The sequence below is a fragment of the Candidatus Njordibacter sp. Uisw_056 genome, from assembly GCF_047730085.1.
Lineage (GTDB): Bacteria > Pseudomonadota > Gammaproteobacteria > Pseudomonadales > Balneatricaceae > Njordibacter.
This window is the reverse complement of sequence record NZ_CP159830.1, coordinates 845,756-859,312: the sequence shown is the minus strand read 5'-3', so window position 1 is coordinate 859,312 and position 13,557 is coordinate 845,756. Positions and strand designations below refer to the sequence as shown.

The window sequence follows — 13,557 nt, the reverse complement described above, 5'->3', positions numbered from 1 at the left end:
TTATCAATTCTTAACAGCCCAATTTAGCCATTGACCCACGTCTTAATTTACTATATTTTGCGATTAAATTAGCGTCTTAATCTAAACCATTTATAGGAGACTCGTGAAAGCGCTGAATCAACTTTTACCTTTGTACTTAAGCTGCACGCTTTTACTTATGGGCAATGGTTTGCTGTTTATCATTATTCCTATGAGCATGCGCTTAGATGGCCAAGATACGGACGCCATTGGCTTGGTAATGTCACTGTATTTTGTAGGCATGTTGCTAGGTTCTTTATATGGTAGACACCTAATAAGCCGCGTAGGTCATATTCGCATTTTTGCTGCCTGTGCCTCTGTGGCTACCCTGTGTGCGTTATTACATAGCATTTGGTCTGTACCATTGGTGTGGGGCGTATTACGAGTATTAATTGGGTTTACTAACGCCACTTTTTTTATGACTATGGAAACATGGTTAAATGAAAGCTCCACTAGTGAAAACCGTGCCACAGTATTTGGCAGCTATCAATTCGTTACTTACTTTGGCCTAGCACTGGGTCAGTTAATGCTTAACTTTGCTGAACCACAAGACCCTATTCTGTATATCTATGTTGCTATGCTTTTTTGTCTATGCATGATTCCAGTACTAATGAGCCGTTCGGGTGGACCAAGAATTAATGAACCCGAATCAATGCCTTTAAAAACCCTTTATCGGACGTCACCCCTGGGTGTCGTGGGCATCATGATTTCTGGTATTTGTTTAGGTGCTTTTTACAATATGAGCAGTGTGTACGGTGCTGATGTAGGCATGACCAAAAGTCAAATTGCTACCTTTATGAGTGCCACCATGGTGGGTGGCTTCTTATTGCAGTTCCCTGTCGGCAAACTCGCCGACATCTTTGACCGACGAACAGTATTGGTGATGACACTGCTCGTAGCATGTTTGGCCGCTATGGTATTACCCATTATGGCAGCCCAAGGCGAAATGATCATTACCATAGCCTGCGCTGTAATTCTCAGTGGGGCGTTAGCCTGCGTCTATCCCATCGCGTTAGCTGATGCCTTTGACCGACTGAAACCCTCTGAGATGGTAGCGGCTAGTGGCAAACTAATTTTGGCCTATGCGACAGGTGGAGCCATAGGCCCCTATACCTCTTCCATAGTGATGAAGCAGATGGGCGCTGACGCTCTATTTGGTTATTTAATTATTGCTAGCTTAATCTTAGTAGCCTTCGTCATGTACCGCATGAGTATTCGTTCAGCCGTACCCGACGCATTACAAGAATCGTTTGTGGTACAAGGTATGACGCCCATGGCCACAGAACTGGACCCACGTACAGAATACAACAGCTTAGATGAAACGAGTGTGGCTGCAGAGACAGTGCTTTTACTAGCAGAAGAAAACCCGAACGATGTGGTTGAAATTGCGGTAAGCATCGCTCTTAACCAACCAGAAGAAGCAGTGAACATTGCCCAAGTAACCGCATACCACTACCCTAATGAGGCAGTACCTTTAGCGACTACTTTGGCTAATGAGCTACCTCATTTGAAGCTAGATATTATCACCAATGTTGCCGGTTCTGCGCCTCAATCTGGCGCAGCATTAGCACGCTATATGTGTGGCTTAATCAAACAACAAAAGCTAGACCCCCAAGCTAGTTTTGATGCATTGAGCCGCCTTACTCTTAAGCTTTTAGAGGAGGCCCCACAGCAAGCAGCAGAAATTGCTGGCATTGTAAGCCACGAAATTGCTGATGACATGCCAGAATTAGTCGCTAAAATTGCTGTACTCGCAGCACAAGCTGCACCAGATCAACGAGTAGAAGTCGCCACTGCTGTTACCCAAGAAGTACCCGAGGCCAGCGTAGAAGTAGCGACCGGTGTTGCAGAAACAATAGCTGCAAGCCCTGATGAAGAGTTGCATATCTTTTTAGCTTCAGAAGAAGATGAAGACTATTTAGGGGAAGGTACAGAACTTGCTATTGCTCTAGGGCAAGAGGCACCTGAGCAAGCCTTTGATATTGCCACGGCAGTAGCCGAGGTATTGCCAGAAGATGCCGCTCAAGTTGCTGAATCTATTGCTCAAACAGATCCTCAGCATGCCTCTGATTTAGTGGGAAGCATTAGTGAGGTAGCACCAGAAATGGCTGATGACGTAATGTATGCTGTTGCAAGTTCACTGCCAGAACAGGCAGAAGAGTTACTTCAAGAAGTACTACTGGAGGCTGAAAATAACTTTGAGTCAACTAGGCAGCCTAGCTAGTGGGCCAGTTTTGAAGCAGTGCATCAGCAATACCTTTGTTCGCATCAGGAATGGTCATTTGTGGCAAGGTCTGCGCATCTACCCAGAGCACAGGCTGCCCTTCTAAGCCTTTGGCAATGCCTGAAAAACCCTTAACTAGATAAAAATACAACGATACCTGTTTATCAGCGTAGTCATGATGCACAGCCTTAAACAGTTCACAAGCGTGCTGGTTAATCTGCAAGCCAACCTCTTCTTGAAGCTCACGAGCTAACGCTTGTAAGTGACTTTCGTGACTTTCTATCTTACCGCCAGGGAACTCCCACTTACCACCTTGGTGCTGCCAATCAGCCCGCTGAGCCATAAGAACACGTTGTTTAGAATCAACGACAATTGCAGCAACTACTTCCACACGTTGAGTGATCACTGTTAACTTTAACTCCGGTAATCAGCGTTAATTTTAACGTAATCGTAAGACAAGTCTGTGGTCCACACAGTTTCTTTTACATCACCCCGTTTTAAGTTAACTCTAATGGTAATTTCATCTTGGTCCATAACCTTTTGGCCTTCAGTCTCTGTGTAACTGCTGGCACATCCACCGTGGTCAACTAAAAGTAAATCACCTAAGTGAATGGTCAGGGTTTTAACGTTAAGATTAGGCACCCCAGAATAGCCCACCGCGTTCAATATACGACCCCAGTTTGGGTCACTAGCAAACATTGCTGTTTTTATAAGTGGCGAGTGGGCAATCGCATAGGCCACTTGCAAACATTCTTCACTATTAGCACCGCCTTCCACTTCTACACTAATAAACTTAGTGGCACCTTCGCCATCTCGAACAATAGCGTGGGCTAGTTGCTGCATGATGTCAGTTAAGGCTTTACTAAACTTAGCCACCAGCTCACTGTCTTCATCCAAACACAAGTGACTAGCGCCTGTGGCAATGAGCATACATGAATCGTTGGTAGACATATCACCATCGACAGTAATACGATTAAAACTTTGGTCAACAGCTTGGTCTAGTAGGTCTTGGGTCAAGGTAGGCGAACACTGAACATCAGTTGCGACAAACGCTAACATGGTGGCCATATTAGGCCGTATCATGCCCGACCCTTTAGAAATACCCGTGAGGCTAATAGTTTGGCCAAAGTGTTCAATCTGAACACTAGCACCTTTGGTGCGAGTATCCGTGGTTAGTATTCCCCATGCGGCATCTTGCCAGCCGTTAATGTCTAACTGACTAATCGCTTTGGGCAAACTAGTTACAATTTTTTCTATAGGAAGTTTTTCACCGATCACGCCAGTAGAAAATGGCAGTACTTGAGTCGTATTAAGGCTCAGAGCTTTGGCCACCTCACAGCAGGCTGCAAGGGCATCAGCATCACCAGCTGCGCCAGTACCCGCATTAGCATTACCTGTATTAATCACTAAAGCCAATGGGCTATCATCCTGTAAATGGCGCCTACACAGCTGAACTGGGGCCGCACAAAACGCATTGGTTGTGAACACCCCAGCCATACTCGAACCAGCTTGGGCTTGCATCACCACCAAATCTCTACGCCCTGGGGTTTTGATACCCGCATCTGTAGTGCCTAAATGAAACCCTACTATGGGATGATAGATCACCTCAGCTAACAGTCCAACAGCCATAATTTGTTCCCAGTTTACTATCTGTAATTAACTAAGCTTACCGCAACACTGCTTGTATTTTTTACCCGAACCACAAGGACAGGCTTCATTTCTACCTATCTTTGCTGGAGGTATGCCTCGTTTTTTTGCAGCCACTGCAGCTCTTTGCTGCTGAGCGTCTGTCTGAGCTTGCGCTTGTTCGTGGCGGAATTGCATCGCCGCTTGGGCCTGTTCACGTTTTTTACGCTCTTCTGCTTCTACATCTTCTGGAGACCTAACTTGCACGTTACTTAAGATCCGAATAACGTCTTCTTTTATAGCAAAAAGTAGCTGCTGGAACAAATCAAACGATTCTCTTTTGTACTCTTGCTTAGGGTTCTTTTGTGCATAACCACGCAAATGGATACCTTGACGTAGCATGTCCATAGTGGCTAAATGTTCTTTCCAACGGGAATCAATCACCTGAAGCATTACCTGCTTCTCAAAGCCACGGATTGCTTCTGCTCCAACCACTTCAGTTTTCGACTGATAACTCTCACTCAATAACGTTTGAATTTTTTCACGCAAGCCTTGCTCTTCTAGTCGGTCATCACTATCAAGCCACTCTTGAACAGGTAATGCCATACCAAATTGCTTTTCAAGCTCTGCTTCTAGGCCATTAACATCCCACTGCTCTGCAAGGCTTTGCGGTGCAATGAAACGGTCAATAGCACTATCTAATACTTCAGCACGTACATTGGTAATCACGTCTGCGATGTCATCTGTAGACATTAACTCATTGCGTTGATCATACACTACCGTGCGCTGATCGTTAGCTACGTCATCGTATTCAAGTAGTTGTTTACGCATGTCAAAATTGCGCCCTTCAACCTTACGCTGTGATTTTTCAATAGCGTTGGATACCATGCGATGCTCAATGGCTTCGCCTTTCTCCATACCTAGCTTTTGCATTAAGCCTTTAATACGCTCTGGCGCAAAAATTCGTAATAAATTATCTTCTAGCGATAAGAAGAAACGTGAAGAACCTGGATCACCTTGACGACCTGCTCGGCCACGAAGCTGGTTATCAATACGACGAGACTCGTGGCGCTCTGTGCCAATGATGTGAAGTCCACCCGCAGCTAGGACTAAATCATGGCGTATTTGCCAGTCTGCCTTGGCTTCCTGTTTTTCTGCCTCAGTAACATTGTCACCTAAGGCTTCCAACTCAACTTCTAACTTACCACCCAAGCCAATGTCAGTGCCACGGCCAGCCATGTTAGTGGCAATAGTCACTGCGCCAGGGCGACCAGCTTCGGCAATAATAGTGGCTTCACGCTCGTGTTGCTTGGCGTTAAGTACATTATGTGGAACATCCGCTGCAGTAAGCGCTTGAGACACCATTTCTGACATTTCAATTGACGCAGTACCGACCAAGACCGGGCGTTGCTCTTTTACACACACCCGGATATCTTCAATAATAGCCTCAAACTTCTCTGTCATTGTTAAATACACTAGGTCATTCATATCCTTACGTTTAACATCAACGTTAGTGGGAATAACTAGTACATCTAAGTCATAAATTTGATGTAATTCAAAGGCTTCAGTATCTGCAGTACCGGTCATGCCGGCAAGCTTGTCGTACAAGCGGAAGTAGTTTTGGAAGGTGGTTGAAGCCATGGTTTGACTTTCTTTTTGTATGGTCACACCTTCTTTAGCTTCTATAGCTTGGTGAATTCCTTCTGACCAACGGCGACCAGGCATAGTGCGGCCTGTGTGTTCATCAACGATGACAATTTCATCATCTTGAACGATGTAATCCACATTACGAGAGAATATAACTAAGGCTTTGAGCCCAGCATGCACATGGTGAAGTAGTGTTAGATTAGCCGCAGCATAAAGGCTTTCGCCCTCTGCCAGCAGCCCTGCACCAACCAGTAACTCTTCAACAAATTGATGACCTGCTTCTGTAAGCTCTATGGTCTTGTGGGACTCATCGAAGGTATAGTGTCCGGTCGGTTCTTCATCACCTTCTACTTTGGGCTGAATTTCCAGATGAGGCACCAACCCATTAATGGTGATGTACATTTGGGTATTATCTTCAACGGGCCCAGAAATAATTAAAGGTGTGCGTGCTTCGTCGATCAGTATGGAGTCAACTTCGTCAACAATGGCGAAGTTAAGTGGTCTTTGAACCTTATCTACAGCACTAAAGGCCATGTTGTCACGGAGATAATCAAAACCAAACTCGTTATTTGTTCCATAGGTAACATCGCAGGCATAGGCGTCACGTTTGATGCCACTATCTTGTCCAGATAAGATGATACCAACAGACAAACCAAGGCCTTCATACAAAGGTCGCATCCATTCAGCATCGCGCTGGGCGAGGTAGTCGTTCACTGTGACTACATGAACGCCATTACCTGGAATAGCATTGAGGTAAACTGCTAGCGTAGCCACTAGGGTTTTACCCTCACCTGTTCGCATTTCAGACACTTTGCCTTGGTGTAAGGCAATACCACCAATCATTTGGACGTCAAAGTGACGTAATTCCATAAGTCGGATTGACACCTCTCTGCAGACTGCAAAGGCTTCAGGTAATAATTGATCTAACGTTTCGCCAGCATCAAACCGTAGGTTAAATGCTGCACGTTTAGCAGCAAGATCATCATCAGACAAGGGCTGAACACTTTCTTCTAACTGATTTATCTTACCTACAGTTTTATTAAATCGTTTCACTTCACGATCATTTTTGCTGCCAAAAAGTGATTTAAATATTTGAACCATTATCTTGTCTTTTTATATGCGCTAGCACGCTTGTTAGGGATAAATGAGACGTTTATGATCTCTACTATTACTATGGGGTCTTTGGCTTATTTTCAAAGGCCTAAAACGTAAAAAAGCCGGGGCTCTTTAGGAACACCAGCGTTTTTATCATTGTTTATTAGACTGCAGCGACAGCCTGACTCATATAGGCTATGGGAGAGTCTGCTTCATCATCAAATGTAACTACTTCCCAGGCATCTTGTTGCGCTAGTAGTTCTCGCAACAACATATGATTTAAACCATGTCCAGATTTGTGCCCTTCAAACTTGCCGATCAGGCTGCGTCCCAAAAGATACAAATCTCCTACCGCATCTAATACCTTGTGCTTAACAAATTCATCTTGATAACGCAGGCCGTCTTCGTTAAGCACGCGGTAATCATCTACTGCAATAGCGTTATCTAAACTGCCACCTAACGCTAAATTTTTGGAGCGAAGGTATTCGAAGTCTTTCATAAAACCAAACGTACGTGCACGACTCACTTCTTTGACGTAAGACGTGCTCGAAAAATCCAACTGAGTAGTACAGTTTTTACTTTCAAAAAGTGGGTGATCAAAGTCTATAGTAAAGCCCACATGAAAGCCGTTAAAGGGCTCTAATGAAGCCGTTTTATCATCCTGACTAACACGAACAGCTTTTTTAATACGGATGAATTTTTTTGGAGCATCTTGTTCTTCAACACCAGCAGATTGCAACAAGAAGATAAACGGTGCCGCACTACCATCCATAATGGGCACTTCTTCGCTACTTAACTCTACGTATGCATTATCAATGCCAAGCCCAGCGAACGCTGATAGAAGATGCTCTACCGTACAAACGCGCACACCGTTTTGCACTAAGTTTGTAGATAGTGTTGTGTCACCCACATTATCTGCAATAGCAGGGATGGACACCACTGGATCGAGGTCTGTTCGGCAAAAAACAATACCGACATTGGCCAAAGCAGGTTTTAATGTTAGGTAAACTTTTTTACCCGTGTGGATACCAATACCGGTGGCTCTAATAATATTTTTTAATGTACGCTGTTTGACCATTATGTCCTAGACCCTACACTCGGGGATAGCCGAGAATTGTAGCACAATAAATCTGTCTCTGAGGGGGAATAGACCCCCCATGACAGGTAAAAAGCGCCAGCACCTAAGACCTAAATCTTAATCAGCTTGACGCCGCAAAAACGCGGGGATATCTAAATAGTCAATATCACCTTCTGAACTGCTAGCAGTATCCATGTCCAAACTACTCAAACGTGCATCACCTGTTAACGCATCTTTAACAGTAGGTAATTCCATTTGATCGACTGTTGGCCGCCTCATGTTATTATTGACCACAGCTTTCACTGTTGGTTCAATCTGTTGTGCATAACCATGACCTAAACCCGTAGCAACAACTGTTACTTTTAGCTCATCTGACATTTCAGGGTCAATCACCGTACCAATAACCACCGTAGCATTGTCTGATGCGAATTCTTCAATCGTATTACCTACCTCTGAGAACTCTCCCAAGTTCATGTCTAGTCCAGCAGTAATATTGACTAAAATACCCTTGGCACCTCGCAAATCAACATCCTCTAGCAGAGGGCTGCGAACTGCTGCTTCTGCTGCTTCACGGGCCCGATCTTCGCCTCGAGCAACACCAGTTCCCATCATTGCCATGCCCATTTCAGACATCACAGTGCGCACGTCTGCAAAATCAACATTGATCATACCCGGCCGAGTAATAAGGTCAGCAATGCCTTGCACAGCCCCTAAAAGTACATCGTTTGCAGTACTAAAAGCTGTCAGCAAGCTGCAGTTCTTACCTAACACAGGCAGTAGTTTCTCATTTGGAATGGTAATGAGGGAATCGACATGCTCCGCCAATTCCTTGAGACCTTGCTCAGCGATAGCCATACGTTTACGTCCCTCAAAAGGGAATGGCTTAGTCACAACAGCCACCGTCAGAATACCCATTTCACGAGCCACTTCGGCCACAATAGGTGCGGCACCAGTACCTGTGCCGCCGCCCATACCTGCGGTAATAAAGACCATGTCGGCACCTTGCAGAATACTTTCAATCTGCGCCCGGTCTTCAATGGCGGCTTCACGGCCAACATTAGGATTAGCGCCAGCGCCAAGGCCTTTAGTAATTTGTGCGCCTAATTGGATCACCGAACGAGCTTCCATACCCCTAAGGGCTTGAGCATCGGTGTTGGCACACACAAATTCTACGCCGTCTATTTCGCTAGACAACATATGGCTTACAGCATTACCGCCGCCGCCGCCTATGCCAATCACTTTAATGACTGCATTTTGCGGCACGTTATCAACTAATTCGTACATCGCCTTGCTCCTAGTCTAATTTATTATTTTTCTGATCACGAATCCTATCGTATATCAGACTTCCCTTTTGACATTCACCTGAGTGAATTATCGTTAAAAATTTGACTTTACCCAAGCTTTGAACTTGAGTAGCCATTGGCTTGTATCAAAACCAAGGCTCAATCTGCTAGAGGTCACCACCTGAGCAGAAGGCCCTGCCTGTTGGGCGTAATTTAGCAGCCCCACACAGGTAGAATAGGTTGGATTATCCAACAACCCACCAGGCCCCTGGGCCTTGTGCGGTTTAGCTAATCGAACTGGCATATGAAAGATCTCTTCTGCCAACTCTACCGCCCCCTCCATCTGCGCTGTGCCACCCGTTAACACCATGCCAGCTGCGATTAAGTCTTCGTATCCACTGCGCCTTAATTCAGACTGAACTAGGGTGTATAACTCTTCATAACGCGGCTCTACAACCTCAGCTAAAGCTTGGCGAGACAGGTCTCTGGCAGGTCGATCACCTACACTGGGCACTTTAATACTTTCCGATAAATCAGTTAACTGTGCCAATGCACAGGCATACCTTACTTTTACATCTTCGGCATGAACCGTAGGCGTGCGCAATGCCATGGCAATATCGTTAGTCACTTGATCACCAGCGACAGGTATCACCGCTGTGTGTCGAATAGCACCTGCAGTGAATACAGCCACATCAATCGTGCCACCACCCATATCAACTAAGCACACACCCAATTCTTTTTCATCATCTGTAAGCACCGCATAGCTTGATGCCAGAGCATTAAGGACAATGTCATCTAGTGCTAGGCCACACCGGCTTACACACTTTTCAATATTTTGTGCCACGTTCAGCGCACAGGTCACAATATGTACTTTTGCTTCTAGCCGCACACCTGCCATGCCTAACGGATCTTGAATGCCTTCTTGGCCATCGATAACGTATTCTTGTGGCAAAATATGTAAAATCTTTTGGTCCGACGGAATGGCAACCGCTCTAGCTGCTTCAATAACCCGCTCCAAATCAAGTTCAGACACTTCACCAGCCTGTATAGCCACAATACCGTGGGAGTTCATACTGCTAATGTGGTTACCGCCAATTCCTACAGCCACCGTATTAATTTTACAGTCAGCCATAAGCTCAGCTTCTTCAATAGCTCGCTTTACCGACAACACGGTAGATTCGATGTTGGCAACAATACCTCGCTTTAAACCACGAGACTCTTGAGCACCGATACCCACAACTTGGAGTTGACCATCGTCACCCAGCTCAGCCACCATAGCGACCACTTTAGAGGTACCGATATCCAACCCAACTACCATGGGTTTTATTGCCGTGTCTGCCACCCAAACCTTCCCTTATTTATGCGTTTTTCAAGCGGCCTAAAAAGGCCATTTATATGTTCCTTAATTATCCCACACTTTAGCTCCTAAGTGGTGGATTAATCGAGCAAATTAGTGCCAATATGGCGGCTCAATAATGCGTTTTAACTCGCCTCTTTCCATGCCACAGATACACCGTGTGCGTAACGGCCATCTATGCGTTTAATAGTGCTGGCTTTAGTGAGAAAATGGCTATGGTAGACCTTCATTAAACGTCGCAATCTAGGCAACACTTCATCTCGCCCAAGCACCAAGATAATGCCGTTATCCAGACGTAGTTCAACTGCTCCACGGCCAGCCATAGAGAGCTGATCAATACTCAGATCATCTCGGCCCACCATCCAAGTCATTTGCCGAAACAATTGGCTCATTGCCCACGCGCTCCCTGCAGGACCGGCCAGTATAGGCAATTGATCAAGACCTTTTACCTTACTAGGTGAAACTAACACGAGCTCACCTTCATGGTTAATAAAACCACCATCGTGCCAACGGGCTATGAAAATCTGTTGCGACGCCTCTACCATTAAACGATTGGGCCACACACGGCTCACCTTGGCGTCACTTACCCAGGAGTGGCTTTCTACCTCCTCACGAATCTCTTGTAAGTTTGCTCTAAAAAAAGAATCTGATAAGTGGCCATTGAGCTGTACTTGTAAAGCTATTTTTTCTGTAGCAGGTATATCTGTTTGTAAAATAATTTGGTGCAACGGCCGCTGCAGCCATGGCTGGATAGACTGCCACGCCAGTACGCCTGCCGTAAGCAATACAAGCACCAGAAGCAACTTAGCACCCCAGCTCCAGCGGGCTGTCTGAGCTTTATTAGCCATAGTTATTACCCATCCTTAAAGCGAGCTAACGCTAAGTTCAAAATAACTAACGTTAATTGCGCAAAACTTAGCCCGGCAGCTTCGGCAGCCATAGGCACTAAGCTGTGGCTGGTCATGCCAGGCGCTGTATTGACTTCTAATAACCAATTTTCCCCGTGTTTATCACGCATCACATCGATGCGCCCCCAATCTCGGCAACCTAATACCTGAAATGCATAGCGGCACTCATCCTGCATACCCTGCTGTTGCGTTTTAGTCATAGGGTTATCAAATAAATATCGCGTCTTCTCAGAGTAATACTTGGCTTGTAGGTCATAAAAAATATTGTCAGTTTCCAACCGAATAGCGGGCAATGAAAGGTCGTTGAGTATAGGCACGGTGTACTCATCACCGTCAATAAATTGCTCCGCCATGACGTCACGATCGTATTCTGCTGCATCTCGGTAAGCTCGTTCTAAGGTTGCAGCAGAATCAACAATATTGATGCCTAAACTAGACCCTTCGTGAACTGGCTTTACCACCAACGGTAACCCAAGGCGCTTAGCAACCTCAGCCCAATTGCTAGAATCATTTAAAACTTCATACGCCGGTGTTCTTACCCCTTGAGCCAGCCACACCAGTTTAGTCATTAGTTTGTTCATGCCCAAGCTAGAGGCCAAAACACCACAACCGGTGTAGGGCACAGCCATGAATTCAAGCACGCCCTGAAGCGTTCCATCTTCACCGCCACGGCCATGCAGGATAATAAACGCAGCATCCATATTGACCTGCTGCAGCTGAGTCACCTGATCTTGACCATCAGCTCCTAGGTCTAGACCAAAGGCATTCACACCTGCACTTTGCAAGTGGGCCAGTACTTGCTTACCACTCATCAGGGAAATTTCACGTTCTGCTGAAGTGCCACCATAAATAACTGCAATGCGTTCTTTAGGCACTGTGAGCAGATGCGCCCAATTCTGAGACAGATTCATATTCTTCATCTAGGATTCTTCTTGATGCATAGTTTCAAGTAGCGCTCGGGAAATTTGCCCAATGTCACCCGCCCCTTGAGTTAGCAAGAGATCACCAGCCAGTAAAATATTTTCCAGAACTGGAGCAACAGCAGCGCCGCGCTCCACAAAAATTGGGTCCACCTGACCCCTCGAACGAATACTGCGACATAAACTACGCCCATCAGCACCATTAATAGGTTCTTCGCCAGCAGGGTAAATGTCTAATAAAATGAGTACATCTACACGAGACAACACATCTACAAAATCTTCATATAAGTCTCTTGTGCGGGAGTATCTGTGAGGCTGATAGACCATTACTAAACGGCGGCCTGGCCAGCCAGCACGAATGGCATCAATGGTCGCAGAAACTTCTCTTGGATGGTGACCATAATCGTCCACCAAGGTGGCCATGCCTTGCTGTGCCGGATAATCACCCAGCACCTGAAAACGTCGCCCAACTCCTGAAAATTCATTTAAACCAGACACAATATGTTCATCTGCCACTTCTAGATCTGTCGCAACGGCAATAGCTGCTAAGGCGTTTTGCACATTGTGTTTACCTGGCATGGTAAGGGCAATATCTAGGTCTTCATGACCTTTTCTACACACTGCAAATGAAGTAACCATTCCTTTTTGGACAAGATTGATGGCCTTTACATCTGCACTTTCGTCAAAGCCATAAGTCATTAGTGGCCGGCTTACCTGAGGTAATATTTCCCACACCACTGGATCATCTACACACACAATAGCCAAGCCATAAAATGGCAGGTTGTGGAGGAATTCAACAAAGGTTTTCTTTAATCGGTTAAAGTCTCCTTCATAGGTAGACATATGATCTGCGTCAATATTGGTTACGATAGACGTTAAGGGCTGCAAATGTAAAAAGGATGCATCACTTTCATCTGCTTCAGCGACTAAGTAGGCGCTAGCTCCTAGCTTGGCATTAGTTCCAGAACTTGTCAGTTTACCGCCAATAACAAAGGTTGGATCTAGTCCTCCAGCAGCCAAAACTGAGGCAACCAATGAAGTAGTAGTGGTTTTCCCATGAGTTCCTGCGACGGCAATACCATGGCGATAACGCATTAGTTCGGCTAACATTTGGGCCCGTTGCACAACCGGAATACGATGAGCGCGTGCAGCCATTAGTTCTGAGTTCTCTTCAGTTACAGCTGTAGATACCACCACAACATGAGCTCCACGGACGTTGGCTTCTTGATGTCCAATAAAAATCTGTGCTCCATGACTAGCCAAACGCTGAGTCACTGGGCTTACTTTGATGTCTGAGCCACTAATCTCATATCCTTGGTTGAGCAACACCTCAGCAATGCCACACATTCCAACACCGCCAATACCTACAAAATGAATACGCTTTATACGTCTCATTTCTGG

The 13,557-nt window shown here is 45.6% G+C and carries 10 protein-coding genes; 1 reads left to right on the top strand and 9 read right to left on the bottom strand.

Features of this window, described 5'->3' with window-relative positions; genetic code table 11:
• Positions 1 to 103: 103 nt before the first annotated feature.
• Positions 104 to 2,242, top strand: a complete 2,139-nt coding sequence (locus tag ABXT60_RS04280; protein ID WP_443631516.1) for an MFS transporter — start codon at positions 104 to 106, stop codon at positions 2,240 to 2,242.
• Here ABXT60_RS04280 and mutT read toward each other — a convergent pair.
• The 9 genes from mutT to murC all read right to left on the bottom strand — a co-directional run bounded on the left by mutT (position 2,235) and on the right by murC (position 13,551).
• Positions 2,235 to 2,648: an 8-oxo-dGTP diphosphatase MutT gene (gene mutT / locus ABXT60_RS04275; protein ID WP_443631515.1), complete on the bottom strand. Its 414-nt coding sequence runs from the start codon at positions 2,646 to 2,648 to the stop codon at positions 2,235 to 2,237. The two genes, ABXT60_RS04280 and mutT, sit on opposite strands and share 8 nt — an antisense overlap.
• Positions 2,649 to 2,656: 8 nt before the next feature.
• On the bottom strand, positions 2,657 to 3,871 hold the full coding sequence (gene argJ, locus ABXT60_RS04270) for a bifunctional glutamate N-acetyltransferase/amino-acid acetyltransferase ArgJ (RefSeq protein WP_443631514.1): 1,215 nt from the start codon (positions 3,869 to 3,871) through the stop codon (positions 2,657 to 2,659).
• 27 nt (positions 3,872 to 3,898) lie between these two features.
• Complete coding sequence (secA, locus tag ABXT60_RS04265; RefSeq protein ID WP_443632068.1) at positions 3,899 to 6,619, bottom strand: preprotein translocase subunit SecA; 2,721 nt, start codon at positions 6,617 to 6,619, stop codon at positions 3,899 to 3,901.
• A gap of 154 nt (positions 6,620 to 6,773) precedes the next feature.
• On the bottom strand, positions 6,774 to 7,688 hold the full coding sequence (lpxC, locus tag ABXT60_RS04260; RefSeq protein WP_046482184.1) for a UDP-3-O-acyl-N-acetylglucosamine deacetylase: 915 nt from the start codon (positions 7,686 to 7,688) through the stop codon (positions 6,774 to 6,776).
• 117 nt (positions 7,689 to 7,805) lie between these two features.
• Positions 7,806 to 8,972, bottom strand: coding sequence for a cell division protein FtsZ (gene ftsZ / locus ABXT60_RS04255; RefSeq protein WP_046482186.1), 1,167 nt, complete (start codon positions 8,970 to 8,972; stop codon positions 7,806 to 7,808).
• Positions 8,973 to 9,065: 93 nt separating this feature from the next.
• The gene (gene ftsA / locus ABXT60_RS04250; RefSeq protein ID WP_443632067.1) at positions 9,066 to 10,289 is read right to left on the bottom strand and encodes a cell division protein FtsA; all 1,224 of its coding nucleotides are present in this window, start codon (positions 10,287 to 10,289) and stop codon (positions 9,066 to 9,068) included.
• Between the two features lie 164 nt (positions 10,290 to 10,453).
• Positions 10,454 to 11,176: a cell division protein FtsQ/DivIB gene (locus ABXT60_RS04245; RefSeq protein ID WP_443631513.1), complete on the bottom strand. Its 723-nt coding sequence runs from the start codon at positions 11,174 to 11,176 to the stop codon at positions 10,454 to 10,456.
• A 5-nt stretch (positions 11,177 to 11,181) separates the two neighbouring features.
• Positions 11,182 to 12,156 (bottom strand): D-alanine--D-alanine ligase, encoded by a 975-nt coding sequence (locus tag ABXT60_RS04240; protein ID WP_443631512.1) that lies wholly within the window; start codon positions 12,154 to 12,156, stop codon positions 11,182 to 11,184.
• Positions 12,157 to 13,551, bottom strand: a complete 1,395-nt coding sequence (gene murC / locus ABXT60_RS04235; RefSeq protein ID WP_443632066.1) for a UDP-N-acetylmuramate--L-alanine ligase — start codon at positions 13,549 to 13,551, stop codon at positions 12,157 to 12,159.
• Between the last annotated feature and the right edge of the window lie 6 nt (positions 13,552 to 13,557).

What these genes read in the sequence shown, in the direction of transcription:
- argJ (WP_443631514.1), bottom strand. Translation starts at nt 3,871, where the DNA reads ATGGCTGTTGGACTGTTAGCTGAGGTGATCTATCATCCCATAGTAGGG.
- ABXT60_RS04240 (WP_443631512.1), bottom strand. Translation starts at nt 12,156, where the DNA reads ATGAAGAATATGAATCTGTCTCAGAATTGGGCGCATCTGCTCACAGTG.
- lpxC (WP_046482184.1), bottom strand. Translation starts at nt 7,688, where the DNA reads ATGGTCAAACAGCGTACATTAAAAAATATTATTAGAGCCACCGGTATT.
- ftsZ (WP_046482186.1), bottom strand. Translation starts at nt 8,972, where the DNA reads ATGTACGAATTAGTTGATAACGTGCCGCAAAATGCAGTCATTAAAGTG.
- ftsA (WP_443632067.1), bottom strand. Translation starts at nt 10,289, where the DNA reads ATGGTAGTTGGGTTGGATATCGGTACCTCTAAAGTGGTCGCTATGGTG.
- murC (WP_443632066.1), bottom strand. Translation starts at nt 13,551, where the DNA reads ATGAGACGTATAAAGCGTATTCATTTTGTAGGTATTGGCGGTGTTGGA.
- ABXT60_RS04245 (WP_443631513.1), bottom strand. Translation starts at nt 11,176, where the DNA reads ATGGCTAATAAAGCTCAGACAGCCCGCTGGAGCTGGGGTGCTAAGTTG.